Annotated in this window: 14 protein-coding genes and 1 tRNA gene; 5 read left to right on the top strand and 10 right to left on the bottom strand. The window is 46.1% G+C overall.

What is annotated here, in order from left to right; genetic code table 11:
• The 4 genes from Q0600_RS08795 to gatC are packed head-to-tail and all read right to left on the bottom strand — an operon-like array spanning nt 1 to nt 2,522.
• Nucleotides 1-468: a Fur family transcriptional regulator gene (locus tag Q0600_RS08795; protein WP_298759321.1), complete on the bottom strand. Its 468-nt coding sequence runs from the start codon at nt 466-468 to the stop codon at nt 1-3.
• Nucleotides 465-1,142: a CvpA family protein gene (locus Q0600_RS08790; protein WP_291939988.1), complete on the bottom strand. Its 678-nt coding sequence runs from the start codon at nt 1,140-1,142 to the stop codon at nt 465-467. The genes Q0600_RS08795 and Q0600_RS08790 overlap by 4 nt, the downstream gene beginning before the upstream one ends.
• Nucleotides 1,142-2,224 (bottom strand): type IV pilus twitching motility protein PilT, encoded by a 1,083-nt coding sequence (locus tag Q0600_RS08785; protein WP_005871218.1) that lies wholly within the window; start codon nt 2,222-2,224, stop codon nt 1,142-1,144. The genes Q0600_RS08790 and Q0600_RS08785 overlap by 1 nt, the downstream gene beginning before the upstream one ends.
• A gap of 10 nt (nt 2,225-2,234) precedes the next feature.
• Complete coding sequence (gatC, locus tag Q0600_RS08780; protein WP_291939991.1) at nt 2,235-2,522, bottom strand: Asp-tRNA(Asn)/Glu-tRNA(Gln) amidotransferase subunit GatC; 288 nt, start codon at nt 2,520-2,522, stop codon at nt 2,235-2,237.
• 116 nt (nt 2,523-2,638) lie between these two features.
• Between gatC and Q0600_RS08775 the strand changes: the two genes are divergently transcribed.
• The 5 genes from Q0600_RS08775 to hisG are packed head-to-tail and all read left to right on the top strand — an operon-like array spanning nt 2,639 to nt 5,740.
• On the top strand, nt 2,639-3,190 hold the full coding sequence (locus Q0600_RS08775; RefSeq protein ID WP_298759317.1) for a hypothetical protein: 552 nt from the start codon (nt 2,639-2,641) through the stop codon (nt 3,188-3,190).
• The gene (locus tag Q0600_RS08770; RefSeq protein ID WP_298759314.1) at nt 3,190-4,203 is read left to right on the top strand and encodes an L-seryl-tRNA selenium transferase; all 1,014 of its coding nucleotides are present in this window, start codon (nt 3,190-3,192) and stop codon (nt 4,201-4,203) included. The genes Q0600_RS08775 and Q0600_RS08770 overlap by 1 nt, the downstream gene beginning before the upstream one ends.
• Nucleotides 4,190-4,525 carry a hypothetical protein gene (locus tag Q0600_RS08765; RefSeq protein ID WP_298759311.1) on the top strand — a complete coding sequence of 112 codons (336 nt, stop codon included), beginning with the start codon at nt 4,190-4,192 and terminating at the stop codon, nt 4,523-4,525. The genes Q0600_RS08770 and Q0600_RS08765 overlap by 14 nt, the downstream gene beginning before the upstream one ends.
• Entirely contained in the window at nt 4,512-5,132 is a 621-nt protein-coding gene (locus Q0600_RS08760) for a type III pantothenate kinase (protein ID WP_298759308.1), read from the top strand. Before Q0600_RS08765 ends, Q0600_RS08760 begins: the two co-directional genes overlap by 14 nt.
• Entirely contained in the window at nt 5,129-5,740 is a 612-nt protein-coding gene (hisG, locus tag Q0600_RS08755; protein ID WP_298050470.1) for an ATP phosphoribosyltransferase, read from the top strand. The genes Q0600_RS08760 and hisG overlap by 4 nt, the downstream gene beginning before the upstream one ends.
• Before the next feature lie 511 nt (nt 5,741-6,251).
• Here the strand turns inward: hisG and Q0600_RS08750 are convergent.
• The 6 genes from Q0600_RS08750 to Q0600_RS08725 form a co-directional block, all read right to left on the bottom strand.
• Complete coding sequence (locus tag Q0600_RS08750) at nt 6,252-6,491, bottom strand: hypothetical protein (protein ID WP_298759305.1); 240 nt, start codon at nt 6,489-6,491, stop codon at nt 6,252-6,254.
• A 656-nt stretch (nt 6,492-7,147) separates the two neighbouring features.
• Nucleotides 7,148-11,296 (bottom strand): DNA polymerase III subunit alpha, encoded by a 4,149-nt coding sequence (gene dnaE / locus Q0600_RS08745; RefSeq protein WP_298759301.1) that lies wholly within the window; start codon nt 11,294-11,296, stop codon nt 7,148-7,150.
• 320 nt (nt 11,297-11,616) lie between these two features.
• The gene (locus tag Q0600_RS08740; RefSeq protein WP_298759298.1) at nt 11,617-12,297 is read right to left on the bottom strand and encodes an amino acid racemase; all 681 of its coding nucleotides are present in this window, start codon (nt 12,295-12,297) and stop codon (nt 11,617-11,619) included.
• Nucleotides 12,298-12,325: 28 nt separating this feature from the next.
• Nucleotides 12,326-13,636: a dicarboxylate/amino acid:cation symporter gene (locus Q0600_RS08735; RefSeq protein ID WP_298759295.1), complete on the bottom strand. Its 1,311-nt coding sequence runs from the start codon at nt 13,634-13,636 to the stop codon at nt 12,326-12,328.
• Nucleotides 13,637-13,898: 262 nt separating this feature from the next.
• Nucleotides 13,899-13,975: transfer RNA gene (locus Q0600_RS08730), tRNA-Ile, on the bottom strand.
• A 256-nt stretch (nt 13,976-14,231) separates the two neighbouring features.
• Complete coding sequence (locus tag Q0600_RS08725) at nt 14,232-14,888, bottom strand: YccF domain-containing protein (protein WP_298759294.1); 657 nt, start codon at nt 14,886-14,888, stop codon at nt 14,232-14,234.
• Between the last annotated feature and the right edge of the window lie 380 nt (nt 14,889-15,268).

Genomic DNA, 15,268 nt, shown 5'->3' with positions numbered 1-15,268 from the left:
CTACTTCCTTTTTGCCGCGCATTCAGGGCAAATTCCATACAGCTGCATCATGTGCCCCGTAAGCGTAAATCCATGCTCTTTGGCGACGGCAAGCTGTTTTCGCTCAATAGTCGCGTCTTGAAATTCTATGATCTTATTGCAGCTTTTGCAGATTAAATGGTCGTGGTGAGGCTTGTTGGCAAGCTCAAATTTCTTACCCTGCGCGCCAAATGAGATCGACGTCGCCATACCTGAATCCTCAAGCAAATTTAAGGTGCGATACACCGTCGCTATGCCTACGTTTAAATCCGGAAATTTCGCTTTGATCTCGTTGTGAAGCGCCTCAGGTGTGAAGTGTTTGTTATTGTTATAAAGCGTACGAAGCAAAACCTCGCGTTGTTTTGTGTATTTTAGACCACTGGAGGCAAGCGCCTTTTTAAACTCAACAATTAGAGCGTCAAACTCTAAATTTTCGATTTTTGCATTCATAATTTTGTCCTTTCTGTAGAATTTACTTCTGAACTGGCGTTAAAATCGCTAGGTTCAGTGCTTTGATTTTGATCCGAGTTCATACGGGTGGTAGAATTCTGATCTTTTAAGAGCTTATCATCCATCTTAGAACCGATAGAATCCAAGCTTTGTTTGATCTTCGGATCGTCTTTGAGATTTAAAATCCAATTTCCTATTTTTAAGAAAATCGGCGCAGTTTTACTGCTTTCAAAATACTTTTTGGTCTGTTCGTTCATCGACATAGGACCGCTTGCAAGCGTAACGATAACGGCAAAAATCAAGAAAATTTTACTTACGCTAAACACGAAACCGCCGATCTTATCGACAAATCCGAGTCCGCTCCATTTAAAGAATTTTGAAATGATTTCGCCTATAATCAGACACGAGATCCATACGCCAAAAAGCACAGCGATAAAGCCGATGAGAACCTGCGTTGTATCGCCCGAAAGTACGCCGTTTGCATTCTGCAAAGCTGGAATTTTTGCTGCAATCCACTCGCCTGCCATAGTTTTATAACGCATCGCGGCAAAAAGACCGCCGATGAGACCCAAAATTCCAAAAATTTCTTTTACGATGCCATTAGTGATACCGCGTAGTCCGAAGAGCACTACGAGTACCAAACAGCCGACATCGAACCAATTAATACCTTCCATCAAGCACCCACCACGCCTATTAGCTCTTGTAGGTTAGTCGAATACCTAAACGCCGTGTCTTTTGAAATTTGATTTGCACGGATCGCTTTAACCATCGCTTGAGTTTGAGTTATCATACCGGTAGATTGCTGATTTAGCTGCATTTGAGAGTAAATTTGATGCACCTTGTTTTCGCGGATTAGATTCGCTACGGCATTGTTATTTAGCAAAATTTCATGGATCGCGATACGTCCGCCGCCAAGCTTTGGCAAAAGTGATTGCGAAATGACCGCGGTAAGTGACACGGAGAGCATATTTCGCACTTGGAGCTGCTCGCCGCCATCAAAGCTATCGATAATACGGTTGATCGTTTGCATCGCGGAGTTGGTGTGTAGCGTACCAAATACCAAGTGACCGGTCTCAGCCGCGGTAATGGCGATCGAGATAGTCTCTCTATCACGCATCTCGCCCACAAGGATAATGTCCGGGTCCTCACGCAAGGCAAATTTTAACGCATTAGCGTAGGAATGGGTATCGGTGCCAATATTTCTGTGAGAAAAAAGCGCTTTTTTATTGGTATGGACGAACTCGACCGGATCTTCAACAGTAATGATGTGCTTGCGCTCTTTTTCGTTGATTTCGTTTAGCATCGCAGCAAGAGTAGTTGATTTACCACTACCGGTAGGTCCGGTAACCAAAATCATGCCTTTTTCATGCTTGACTACTTCTTTAAAAATCGTAGGGGCTTTTAAATCGTCCAGACTAGGAATATCGATAGGAATAATACGAAATGCAGCAGCCAAATCGCCGTTCATAGTGTAGTAGTAATTACCACGGAAGCGTCCGATATTAGGAAGCTCGATCGCAAAGTCAAGCTCTTTATTTTCCTCGAGCGCACTTTTTTGAGCATCGGTAATGAGCGCGTAGCAGATATACTCGATATCCGTGCCCTTAAGCGGGTCCATGGCAAGTGGGCGCAATGTTCCGTCGATACGTATTTGAGGCGCCGAGCGCGAAACTAAGTGGAGATCGCTCGCTTTGTTAAAAACGACGGTTTTTAGTAGGGTTTCGATATCTACTAAATTTCTTTGAACTTCTTCCATAAAATTCCTTTCAATCTATGATTTTCGGTACTACGAAGTAGCCGCCTTCGGACTGCGGAGCATGCTTTAAGACGCTTTCTGCGACGTCGCTTTTGCGTGGGATATCTTTGCGAAACGGAGTACCGCCTTTTAGCGTAGTGATAGCCGCCTCGCCGCTTTGTAAATCCAGTTCATTTAGAATTTCTACAAAATCTACAATATTATTTAATTGACCTTTAAATTCTTCTCGCTTAGCATCTGGAATTTTAAGAGCAGATAGCCTTTCCAGCTTGCTTAGCAAGGCATCGTCTATTATCATAACTTTCCTTTTTCTGATAAATGCGACATTATATCATAAAAATTCTTTATCTTAGGCGGTATTTAAAATTTTTTATGCTACAATTACGCCGATTTTCTCAAATAAAGGACTGAATTTTGGCTTTAAAAGACGACATCGAAGACGTGAAAAAAGAGATTGGCACAGAAGAGCAGTTTCTAGAAAGCGTCATAAAAAGTGAAATTTTCGTAAAAAAATACAAAAAGCCGCTGATATTTTTGGCTGCGGTTTTGATCGTAGCATTTATCGGATATTACGCAAATGAATTTCTAAGCGATCGCCGCATAGCAAGTGCTAATGCGATCTATGACGAGCTGCTTAACAAGCGCGATGACGCTAAGCTAGCCGAGCTTAAGCAAAAAGATATAAATCTATACGCTCTTTATATTTTACAAAATGGCTCCGCAGACGAGCGAGCGGCGCTAGAAAATACCCAAGGCATCGATGTTGTGCTAAAAGAGATAATAAATCTACAAAACGGCAAACAAGGCGGAGTGCTACTCGCCGATTACGATTCTTTGCTTAAGGGCTACGACCTGCTAAAAGAGGGTAAAATCGAGCAAGCTCACGCAGAGCTAGATAAAATTCCGCTCAACTCGCCAGTTCGTCAAATCGCACTTGCTTTGAAACACTATGGAGGCAATAAATAATGAAAAAAACGCTGATATTTACGCTTTTACTATCGTTTTTATTTTTAGGCTGCTCGACGAAGCGCCAGTATTTTGAACCCAGCGACGAAAACATCACAGGTGATATGAAATTTAACGGCTCACTGCCGTCGGAAATCATAGCGGTTAGTAAAGATGGCGCGACGCTAAAAGACGGCGAAGTCATCTCTAAAAACGGATTGGTGAAAAATTTCAAAGTCTTAAAAAGTGAGAAATTTTTAGGCGAATATGACGGAAATTTCGTCGTAACTGGCATCAATGGCACGCTTAAAGTAGTTGGTAGCACAGGTGCCGTAAAATTTGAAAAAGCCCTCGGCAGACAAGCGCTAAGTGCAAATATACGCGGCGATGATTTGGCTTTAGTGATGAGTGATGACTCGATCATGCTTATCAAGCTAAGCTCGGGCGCAGTGGTACTCGATCATAAAGTAGGCGATGCATTCGCAATCGATTCGCGCGTAGCGTCACCGCTATTTATCAACCAACTTATCGCTTATCCTGCACTAGACGGACTAGTCAGCATCGCAGAAAACGTAGGCGGGCGCTCGGCACGCGATTTCGTCGTGAGCAACCAGCCGTTTTTCAATAATATCATCGCTTTGGAAAACAGCGGCGATAACCTTTATGCCGTAACTGCCACTAGACTGATGCTGGTGGGTCCTGCGGGCAATAAAAATCATAACGTAGACATCAAAGACGTGATTTTTAGCGGCGATAGAATTTATCTTTTCTTAAAGGACGGCAGAGTCGAGCTACTGGATCGCGGGCTAAATTTGATCAAATCGCGTAAATTTACCTTCGCGCAGTTTAGCGGTGCGCTGCTTAGCGGCGGTTATCTGTATATCATCGAGCGTAACGGCTACGTGATCCGCACCGACGAAAATTTAGAAGGCCAGGCGATCTACGAGCTAAATGGCGAGTTCGAGGATAAGTCTTTTATCGCAGGCAGCTCGTTTTACTACGACGATAAAATTTTAAATTTTGATGCTAGATAAAATTTCAAAACTCTGCGTTCGTGAAGGCCTTTTGCTTCAAAAATTCCAAACGCTAGATATCGCTAGCTTCACGCGCTCGCGCTCATATGGCGCGTATTTCGGCGTGGATCTGAAAAGCTACAACGTCCTTTTATTTATGCGCGACGCAAAATCTCGCTTTGTGATGCGCGACGCGGAATTTCTGCTCTCGCTCGCAAGCGACATTAGCGCAAGCCTAGGCAAGGTCGTGAAAAAGCGCGTGCTGTTTTACAACTCGCAAATGTGCTCTAAAAGCGCGAAATTTTTAAAAGAAAACGGATTTAGCCTCCATGCTTTTGTGTGACATAGGAAATTCCAGGGTTAAATTTTATAAAGGCGGCGTAACGCAAAGTATGCCTGTAGCGGAGTTTATGAGGTACGAGCCCAAGGAGCGAATTTTTTTCATTAGCGTCAATGAAAGCGTGAAAAAAAAGCTGAAAAACCCTCTGTTTGTCGATCTCGCGCCGCACTTTGAGCTAAAAACCGCCTACCGCGGGCTTGGGATCGACCGCATAGCGGCGTGTTCGGCCGTAAACACCGGCATCGTCGTCGATGCAGGCAGCGCGATCACCGTGGATTTGATGTTTAAAAGCTCACACCTAGGCGGATTTATAATGCCGGGCATTAGCACGCTTTTAAAGTCGTTCGCGAGCATCGCGCCCGTACTGGACGTCACGCTAGCTAGCAATATCGATCTGGATCCGCTACCGCAAAAGACCGTAAACGCCGTAAACTACGGAATTTTAAAGCCGATCGTGCTTGCCATCGCAAACATCGCGGGCAATAATAAAATTTACTTCACGGGCGGTGACGGAGCCTATCTGATGCGGTATTTTCGCAACTCTATCTATGAAAAGGATCTCATCTTTAAATCGATGGTGAGCTTAATCGCAAAAAAGGGGCTCGCATGATAACCATAGCCCTACCAAAAGGCCGCATAGCCGACGATACGCTTAAAATTTTCAAAACCATCTTCGGGCTTGATTTTGCCTTTGAGGATCGCAAACTCATAATGCAAGAGGGCGATTTTAAATTCCTCTACGTCCGCAACCAAGATATCCCTACTTACGTTATGGGAGGCGCGGCGGATATCGGCGTAGTGGGGCTTGATGTGCTTGAGGAGCATCGCCCGGATGTGCTTACGCTGCTCGATCTTAAAATCGGAAAATGCCGCGTCTGCGTGGGCGTGCATGCGGGCACCAGGCTAAACTACGGCGCTCCGAGCCTAAAAATCGCTACGAAAATGCCTAACATCACTCGCGAGTACTTCGCCTCCAAGGCCGTCGCCGTAAATATCATCAAACTCTACGGCTCGATCGAGCTAGCCCCGCTCATAGGGCTTGCCGACGCCATCGTAGATGTCGTGGAGACCGGCGCTACGATGAAGCAAAACGGGCTGCAGCCCGCAGAAACCATAATGCAAAGCTCCGCACACCTCATCGCCAACAAAAACAGCTTCGTGCTAAAACGCGATGAAATTTTAAATTTAAGAGATAAACTAGCCCGCACGATCGCTTAACGCTCGCTTGCCCGCCGCACGGTATTTGCGACCGGCGCGGCATATTTTGCGTGAGTAATCATCATCGCCTTGGCGTGCTGTCGTTTAAAAAACCTCTGCTACGTATAAAAATTACGGCGCCAACCGCACCGATTAAATTTAAACCAACCTGCGAATTTGATTTATCAAGAAGTGGAGGCACTTTACCTAGCCATACAGCGCCATACAGCGTAAAATTTTAAAATTCTGTCGCTACAAATTTTAAAATTTAGCCTAAATTTACAGCTCGCGAAATTTCAAAATACAAAACTCCACGGCGCAGAATTTCAAAATTCCAAAATCCGCTTCACAATTTCACGTCGTAAAATTTAAAATTCTCGCGAACTCTAAATTTAGGCTCAAATTTCCACGGCTTGGAAACGACAGAATTTCTGAATTTCAACTCGCTAAATTTCGCCGCTCAAAATCGCGCGAAATTTAATCGGCGCTAGTCATGAAGTATATGAAACAACTTAGCGCCAAAATCAAGATGCTAGCCGCCCACATCGCAGCTAAGTAAAGCTCCGCAAATCCTGCGCATAAGCCAATCTCTGCCATAGCGACATTTGAAAAGCTGCTTCATAAGGCTTACAAAGCCCGCACAAGCAGCATTATCACCTATATTTTCGGGCAGGATAAATACACTTGGCGCGAGCAATATATACAGCGCAAAAAATTTCAAATACAGCCGTTTAACAATTTTGATAAATTTTGGATTTAAGATAGGTTGCATCCCGGCGCCTGGCTGGACTCGAGCCCAGTCCGCACTAGCTTGATTTTTCGGGCACCGTTTGCTCGGACCAGCTTTTGTTTCGGATTTTTTCTGCACATCTTAAGTCCGTTTTTGCGTACTTTACTAAATTTGCTCAGCGAAATTTTACCGCGATAAAATTTTACATAGTAAAGCTATACCTAAAATTTCAAATCCGCTAAAGTTTAAAATTTTAAAGCTGCGTGGAGATTCGCCAAAGTAAAACTTCGCAAAATTTTAGCTTTAATTTGAAAGCGCGCATACCAATCTGCTGTACCGTAAGCAAACCGCGACGCAGAGTCGAGGTACGGCGAGCGATTATTGCGGCAGCATAAACGGCGCGTTGCGAGCCTTAGCGCCATAATAAAACAAGAAATCTGCATTTTTAAATTTACCACACATAAAATTTCGCGGCGATAAACGCAATAAATTTAGATATTGGGAGCGATCCGTGCGGTTTTGGTTTCTGCGCGTAGCACAGTAAATTTTATGCGCGGCAAATTTTGAGCCGAATAAACTTATCTTTTATCTCGGCCGCGCCAAAATATAAGCTCTCTACGCGCTAAGACGGCGCTTGCATGCAGCGCGGACAAGAAATTTTAACCCGCCTAGTGCGCGATGAAAGAGCTTTGCGGCGCTTACGCCGCGATGATTTCACGTACCTTTTCGGTAAAGCTATCACTCACGATGTATTCGGTCGGATAAACTAGCACCTCGCTGCCGTTGCGGATCCGCAGAATCAGCCGCTTGGTGTTTTTTAGCGCCGTATCGCAAAAAGCGAGATGGTAAATTTTATAAATTTTCTCGCGACTTAGCTCGCCTAAGCTTAGCTCAAACTCGAAATCTTGCGCGTTTTTGCGCTGTGCCTCGCGCTCTTTGCGCGCCTTAAGGGCGGGATCCTCCGCAGTAAACCCGCCCCTTCGCTCCGCAAAATTCCCGCTGCCGTAGCCGCCGCTTCGTTCGCTACCAAAGTTTCTGCTGGAGCCGAAATTGCTGCCGTTAAAGCCCCCGCGCTCCCTACCACCGGAGCCTCGCACCTTGCTAGGTACGTAGCCGTCGATATTTTGCGCGGCATCTAGAGTTAAAATTTCATCCAGATAAATTTGATATTTCCCGCCGTAAGGGGATGTGTTTTTGCTAAGCCGTGCCCAAAACGCCATCGGGCGCTCCAGCTCCGCGTCCGTTAGCGCAATGACCGCATCACAAATATCACCGAACGCGCTCATCTCGAAGCTGCCCGCAAGATCAAGCACCGTAAGATTTGCCATCTGCTTACTACCCAATTTGGTCGTGCGGGTGTGGACGTTTTCGATCTTGCCGACGCACAAAATTTTAACGCTCGCGTCCTCGTCGCCCACCAGTTCGTCAAATTCGTTCGATTTGGTATGTGCAATCGCTCCAAGCTGCGAAGAGTAAGCTTTGAGCGGATTTTCGCCCAAAAATACTCCCGCGCGCGGACGAAAGCTCGCATCTCGAGCGTTTTGCAGGCTCATCATCGAAAGAAACGACAGCTGATACGCCGCGCCGCCGACCGCGCTTTTTGAAATTTTAATCATAAAAGCATACGGTCGCTCCCGCTCCTGTGAGCTTAAGTTTTCGATCGCCTTTAGCGCGTTATCAAACACCGCAAGCTCGAAGCTGCCGTGCAGATCAAGCACGTTTAAAATCCCCATTTTTTTGCCCGTTTTTGTCATGCGCGTGGACAGATCCTCGATCCGCCCTACGCTAAGCACCTCTGCGCTATCTCCGTCGATCTCGCTAAACGCCGAGGATAGCGTATAATCGATGCCTTCCATCTCCTCTTTATAATCATCCAGCGGATGCCCAGAGAGATACACGCCCACGGTCTGCTGCTCAAATTTCAAAATTTCGCCCTGCGGAAATTCCTTATCGGTATCGACGAAGCTTACGCTCATGCCGCTCGTCATATCCTCATCCTCGCCAAAAAGCGAGCTTGCGGCGTCCTTTTTAATCTCGGTGATTTTTTTCATCACGTCTAGGATATTTTCCATATTTTGAATCATCGCTAATCGGCTCTTGCCCAGACAATCCATCGCGCCTGCGTAGATCAGCGACTCGATGACCTTTTTATTGACGCGGAAATTATCCACTCGCGAAGCAAAATCGTCGATGCTTTGAAATTTAGCCTCGCTTTGAAGCTCTAAAATATTCTCGATTGCAGCGCCGCCCACGCCCTTAATCGCGCCAAGACCGTAGATGATCGAGGTGCCCGATTTGGAATTTTCGTCGTCCACGACGCTAAAGCCCCTTAAACTTTGATTGATCGACGGCGGCAAAAGCCCGATGCCTAGGCGGCTCGCCTCGTCGATATACTTTGAAATTTTATCGGTGTTGCCCTCTTCCGAAGTAAGCAGCGCCGCCATAAACTCCGCCGGATAGTAGGTCTTAAGATAGGCCGTTTGAAAGGTGATCATCGAATACGCGGCAGCGTGGGATTTGTTAAAGCCGTAGGAGGCAAATTTCATAATCAGATCAAATAGCTCATCTGCTTTTGCTACGTCAAAGCCCAGCTCTTTGGCGCCGCTTAGATACTGCTCGCGCATGTGAGCGAGCTTCTTCTCATCCTTTTTACCCATCGCGCGGCGCACCAGATCAGCATCGCCCAAGCTAAAGCCGCCTACCTTCTGCACGATCTGCATGACCTGCTCTTGATAGACGATGATGCCATATGTTGGCTCTAAAATTTCTTTTAGCTCAGGGAAGATATAGCTTGCTTTTAGCTCGCCGTGTTTGATCCTGATAAAATCGGGGATTAGATCCATCGGCCCAGGGCGATAGAGCGAGATCATCGCGATGATATCCTCGAAGCGGTCGGGGCGCAGGTTCATCGCCAGATCCTGCATGCCCGCGCCCTCGATTTGGAAAATCCCTAGCGTGTTACCGCTTTGAATCGTTTTGTAAGTGCGTGGATCGTTAAAGTCTATCTCCTCCCAAACTATGTCGCGATTATAGCGGCGCTTGACGAGCTTGATGGCATTATCGATCACATCGAGGTTTTTAAGGCCAAGGAAGTCAAATTTTATCAGATCGACGTCCTCGAGATAGTTTTTGGTGTATTGCGTTACTAGGCGCGCATCCTCGCCCTTATCCTGCTTAAATAGCGGTGCTTTGTTCCACAGTGGCTCGTTTGAGATCACCACTCCCGCGGCATGCATTCCTGCGTTGCGATTTAGCCCTTCAAGGCCCAGCGCAAACTCCCAAACCTGCTGTGCGATCGGATCTGCATCGATAAATTCTTTCAGCTTCGGCTCGGCGTCGTAAGCCTGCGTAAGCGTGATGCCTAGCTTATCGGGGATCAGCTTCGCCATCTTATCGGCTTGCGAAAGCGGCATATCGCAGACGCGAGCTACGTCGCGAATAACGCCGCGCGCAAGCAGCTTACCGAAAGTCGCAACCTGCGCGACGTTGTATTTGCCGTACTGATCGATGACGTAGTCGATCACTTCGCCTCTGCGCGCCTGGCAAAAATCCACGTCGATGTCGGGCATCGAGATACGCGACGGATTTAAAAATCGCTCGAAAAGCAGATTATACGGGATCGGATCGAGGTCGGTAATGCGAAGCGCATATGCGCAGATACTGCCCGCCGCAGAGCCGCGACCTGGGCCAACCGGGATGTCGTGATCCTTCGCCCAGTTGATGAAATCCTGCACGATGACCATATAGCCCGAAAAATGCATGTTTTTGATGATGGCAAGCTCCTTTTCCAGGCGCTCGCGATAAATTTCATGATTCTGCGGATCGATAAATTTAAGGCGCTCTTTAAGCCCCTCGCGGCAGAGATGATCGAATAAAAAATCATCGTTTGCAAAGCTATAGCGTTCGTCCGGCTGCGGCAGCGAAAGCCCGAGCCTAGCGGCGTATTCGATCGTAAATTTAAAATTCGGCGGCGTCGGCGCGTAGTCCTTCTCGTCGAAGGCAAATTTCAAATTGCACTTTTGCACGATCTCGGCGGTGTTTTCAATCACTTCGGGGATGTCGGCAAAAAGCCGCCTCATCTCCTCGTCGCTTTTTACGTAAAATTCCGAAACGACGTGTTTTAGGCGGTCGCCGTCGTTGATCGTCTTGCCCATCGAGATGCACTGATAGACGTCGTGGGCCTTGGCGCGATCCTTGCGCGAGTAGTGAGCGTCGTTCGTGGCGATGATCTTGACGCCGATTTCGCGCGAGAGGCGGATGAGGTCTTTATCGACGTTTAATTGCTCGCCGATGCCGTGGCGCATGATCTCGAGATAAAAATCCTCGCCGAAAATTTCCTTATACTCAAGCGCCGCTTTTTTCGCCGCTTCGTAGCCGCCCGCACCGCGCTTTAAATTTCGCTCGCTTCTATTTAGATGAAATTCCACCTCGCCCGCTAGGCACGCCGAGGAGCAGATGAGCCCCTCGCTATGCTCTTTTAAAATTTTTTTGTTGATCCTCGGGTAGTAGTAGAAGCCGTCCAGAAATGCGCGCGAGCTAAGATACATTAAATTTTTATAGCCCGTCTCGTTTTTGGCAAGCAGTATCAAGTGGTAGCGCTGGCGGTCGCTTTTATCGCCGATGTCATCGTGGTTGTGCAGGTAGGTCTCGATGCCGATGATCGGCTTAATGCCGTGCTTTTTCATCGTCTGATAAAAGTCTATCGCGCCGAACATATTGCCGTGGTCGGTGATCGCGCATGCCTTGGTGCCGCGGCTCTGTAAAAGCTCGGCGAGCTCGCTTACTTTATTCGCGCCGTCTAGCAGCGAATACTCGGTGTGAAGGTGCAGGTGGGTGTAGTCGCTCATTTTTGGTCCTTTTTTGATTTGGAGATTATATTAAATTCGGGCTTTAGAAACGGTCAAATTTAATGGAATTTTAGCTTAAATTTCAGCACGAAATTTTACGAGCAAATTTTGTTACGGAATTTTACTTCGGAGGTTTTACATTCTGGATCTGCGGTTTAAATTTTGACAAAATTTTAAGTTTAAAATGCTGTGATGAAATTCCACTATCATAAAATTCCGCCTCGATGGAATTTTGAGCTAACGCAATTCCGCAAAATTCTATGACTTAAATCATCGTAAAATTTTGCGGTTTAAAATTCCGCTTGCAAAGCCTTGCGGCTCTATGATCTTGAGAATTCCACGATCGCTTTGGCAAGCTCTCTAGTAGGATCGACGAAAATTTTATCGCTTTTGATTAACGGCAAAAATAGCGGCAGCTCGGTGCAGGCAACGACGTAAATATCAGCATCGATTTTGCCTAGCAAATTCTCAAAAGCCCCCACGTATTCGGCAGTCTTGCCCGCTTTAACGCCTTTGTAGATGCAATCCATCAAAACCGCTTGATTTTCTTCGCCAAGCTCCACGCTGATTAGCCCCGCTTCTTTGAGCGGATCGTCGTAAATTTTAGCTTTTTTTGTACCAATAGTGGCTAGCACAGCGATTTTATGGGCGTTTGGATAATTTTTGCGGATCGTTTTTACGGTGACCTCAGCGATATGAATTAGCGGGATTTCCGCCGCAGCTTCTACATCGTCTGCGAAAAAATGCGCCGTGTTGCACGCCATCGCAAACGCCTTGCAGCCTGCATTTTTGAGCCTAACAGCGCTCTCGCTTAGGCGCGGAAGCGGATTTTCACCTTTGCCTAAGATAAATGCTGTGCGATCTTCGATCTGCGGATAGCTATCGATTACAAGCGGAATATTTTCTTGATCGCTGCTCGCCGCAGTCTCTTCTATGATCTTCATATACAGATCCGCACTCGCCAAAGGTCCCATTCCACCGATAATCCCAACTCTTTTCATAGCTCGTCCTTTCTAAATTTTAATTGGGTTAATTCTCCCACTTACTCATATCCATTTCGTTTTCGCTCTTTGCGACGTAGATCGACGCGACAACATCGCCCGTTACGTTCATTGAGGTTCGCCCCATATCCAAAATCGCATCAATGCCTAAAATCATTCCGTAAGCGATCGCTACATTACCGCTTACCTTGACGCCGATAGATTCGAGCACTAAAAGCAGCATCAGCGCACCAGCTCCCGGAACTCCGGCAGTTCCGATCGCCGCAAGCATCGAAGTGATGATGATCGTGAGGTAGTGGCTGCTGTTTAGATCGATACCGCAAGCATTAGCGATAAAGAGCGTGCACACACCCAAATACACGGTCGTGCCGTTCATATTCACCGTAGCACCCACGGGCAAAACAAAGCCGTAGATCGCCTTTGGAATTCCCATATCTTCGGCGGTTTGCATCGTAATCGGAAGCGTGCCGTTGGAGCTGCGGGTAACAAAAGCCGTAAGCATCGGCGGACGCACTTTTTTAAGGAATTTAATCGGGCTAACTCCGATAAGCATACAAATAACGCAATAAACCGCAAATACTTGAATCGCAAGTCCCACGTATAGGGTAATCGTGACATTTAATAGCGAGCTGAAAGCCTCGATACCGCTTTTATTAAACACTACAAACATTAGCGCAAAAACGCCGATCGGCGCGTATTGCATCACCCAATGCACGATCTTAAACATAATTTCGCTCATTCCGTCGAAAAAATTATAAACCGTATCAGCGGAATTTTTAATACGAGCATCACTACTGTCGCGGCAAAACGCAAGCCCTACGCCGAAAAATAAGCAAAACGCGATAATCGGCAAAATTTCGCCCTTGGCTATGGAATCAAAAGGATTTGTAGGAATTATATTAAGCAAAATTTTACTCATACTAGGCGCGTTCGCTGCCTTTTCGACAGCCTTGGACGCATCGCTTAGATCAAGCCCGCTACCTGGAGAAAATACAAACGCACACGCTAGGCCGATGACGATCGCAAAAAGCGTCGTTATAGCGTAAAATATGATCGCCTTAACACCTACTTTGCCCAGGTGCGCGGGCGAGATACTGCTAGTGCCCACGATCAGCGAACAGATGATGATCGGCACCATGATCATCTTTAAAAGCCGCACGAAAAGATCTCCCAAAGGCGTTAAAATCGCTACCCACGTGGTATCGCCAACCGGCATATTTTTAGGTAGTAACATACCAATCGCAGAGCCCAACACTAAAGCGATAATGATGCGCCAAAGCAAGCTTGAGTTAAAATAAAAGGCTAAAATTCCGCCTTTTTTCGTTTGATTTTCTGACATGGACATCTCCCTGCACTAAGAATTTTAACGGAATTCTACCGCAACTTGCCATAAAATAAAATTTAATCGGTCGCCAAATGAAAGTTAAATTTGAAAATTCAATCGCGAGCTTGCCGCATTTTAAAGCGGGAATTATGCGGCAGGCTTTGTTTTTTGAAGTTATAAAACGGAATTTTATAGTAATTTCAGAGAAAAAAATGACACATGAAATTTTATAGAATTTTGCGGATTTTGATGCAGTGAAAAGCCAAAAATTTTGTGGTGGTGGGCTCACTAGGACTTGAACCTAGGACCATCCGGTTATGAGCCGGATGCTCTAACCAACTGAGCTATGAGCCCGCCGCGTGGTAAAAAAGAAATGTGATTTTACAAAAATAATCTTAAAACGGCGTTAAAATTCTAACCGCGTAATTTTATGAAACTTAGACCTACCCAAATCGTGGCTAAATTTCACACCAAAGCGCGTAACCTTATCTGATTCCCGATCAGATCACTTTCGTGCGCACAAGGTGGCGTAAATTTAAGACAAAATTTATATAAATTCCAGCTCTTAAATCCGCCGCGATAAATCTAATACGCTCGCAAATCGCGTAAATTAATAGCTTTTTACTTGAATAGGCTCCGATAGCATTTTAGGGACTCCCGGTAATTCATACGCTCCCCGGCAGATATTATTTTCGGCATCGGGACCTTTTGCGATAGAGATAGCTTTCTTTTCGCCGTCCACGCTGATTAGGAAGCATTTATCTCCCTTTGTGCTTTTAAGATATGCGGAATTCGCTCCGTTGGGCTCTAGCGGAACATTCGTCATAACCGAAAAATCGGATGCGAATTTGCCTTGAGAGATATAGTAGGCGTCCAGATCGTATTTAACGGTACTTAAATTTGTCGCTAATCTAGAAATCTCCGCATCATCTCTAGTAGTCAGCCCCGGTTCCGCAATCGCTACTGCAGGTAAAGCGATCGCTACGATACATACTGTAGCTATTACCTTCGCTACGGATACTTTTTGGGAAGTTGCGTCGTATTCGTAGTTTTGCAGCGACTTTGCGGCGACGATAAGCAAGCTTTTATTTTTGCGCACCATATCGCTAGTAAAGGGTAAAAATAGAAATTTGCCGTATTCCATAAGACCTAACCCCACGGGAGCGGTCCGACTAAAATGGTTAAGGACTAAACCCCACAAATAAGTTAAGATAGCCAAGATCCAACCGCCCACAAAAAACCAAATAATGCTGCCTAAAATACGCATATTTTACCTCTTTATAAATTATGTAAATCAAGCGAGCCGTCTACCTCAGACAGCTCACACAGCCTCTCTCACCCGTTTTGTAGAGTATTTTCGTAACTCGCGCGGAAGGATGCGCCGAAATACTATGGCGCAGCAAAGCGCTAAGAGATGTCAAGGTGCACACTGCGCGCGGCGCAACCGCACCTGCGGCTACGGCGTACAAAACGAGTCTTATGCATGCAAACCACCGTACGCAAAACAACTGCGGAATGATAAGGGATGGGGTTTAACGATTGGCAACAAACGCTTTTCATCGATAAAATTTTAGTACGCAAATGGCTATGGCAAGGGAGTTTAAAAAATTTAAATTTATTTTAAAAAATATTAGAAATTCTAAAATT

Source organism: uncultured Campylobacter sp. (assembly GCF_938041645.1).
Taxonomy (GTDB): domain Bacteria; phylum Campylobacterota; class Campylobacteria; order Campylobacterales; family Campylobacteraceae; genus Campylobacter_B.
Note: the sequence above shows the minus strand (reverse complement) of the source record. Positions and strands in the feature narration are given on the sequence as shown.

Coding starts and splice junctions, on each gene's coding strand:
- Q0600_RS08795 (WP_298759321.1), bottom strand. CDS start 468: ATGAATGCAAAAATCGAAAATTTAGAGTTTGACGCTCTAATTGTTGAG.
- Q0600_RS08790 (WP_291939988.1), bottom strand. CDS start 1,142: ATGGAAGGTATTAATTGGTTCGATGTCGGCTGTTTGGTACTCGTAGTG.
- Q0600_RS08785 (WP_005871218.1), bottom strand. CDS start 2,224: ATGGAAGAAGTTCAAAGAAATTTAGTAGATATCGAAACCCTACTAAAA.
- gatC (WP_291939991.1), bottom strand. CDS start 2,522: ATGATAATAGACGATGCCTTGCTAAGCAAGCTGGAAAGGCTATCTGCT.
- Q0600_RS08770 (WP_298759314.1), top strand. CDS start 3,190: ATGAAAAAAACGCTGATATTTACGCTTTTACTATCGTTTTTATTTTTA.
- Q0600_RS08760 (WP_298759308.1), top strand. CDS start 4,512: ATGCTTTTGTGTGACATAGGAAATTCCAGGGTTAAATTTTATAAAGGC.
- hisG (WP_298050470.1), top strand. CDS start 5,129: ATGATAACCATAGCCCTACCAAAAGGCCGCATAGCCGACGATACGCTT.
- Q0600_RS08750 (WP_298759305.1), bottom strand. CDS start 6,491: ATGCAACCTATCTTAAATCCAAAATTTATCAAAATTGTTAAACGGCTG.
- dnaE (WP_298759301.1), bottom strand. CDS start 11,296: ATGAGCGACTACACCCACCTGCACCTTCACACCGAGTATTCGCTGCTA.
- Q0600_RS08740 (WP_298759298.1), bottom strand. CDS start 12,297: ATGAAAAGAGTTGGGATTATCGGTGGAATGGGACCTTTGGCGAGTGCG.
- Q0600_RS08735 (WP_298759295.1), bottom strand. CDS start 13,636: ATGTCAGAAAATCAAACGAAAAAAGGCGGAATTTTAGCCTTTTATTTT.
- Q0600_RS08725 (WP_298759294.1), bottom strand. CDS start 14,888: ATGCGTATTTTAGGCAGCATTATTTGGTTTTTTGTGGGCGGTTGGATC.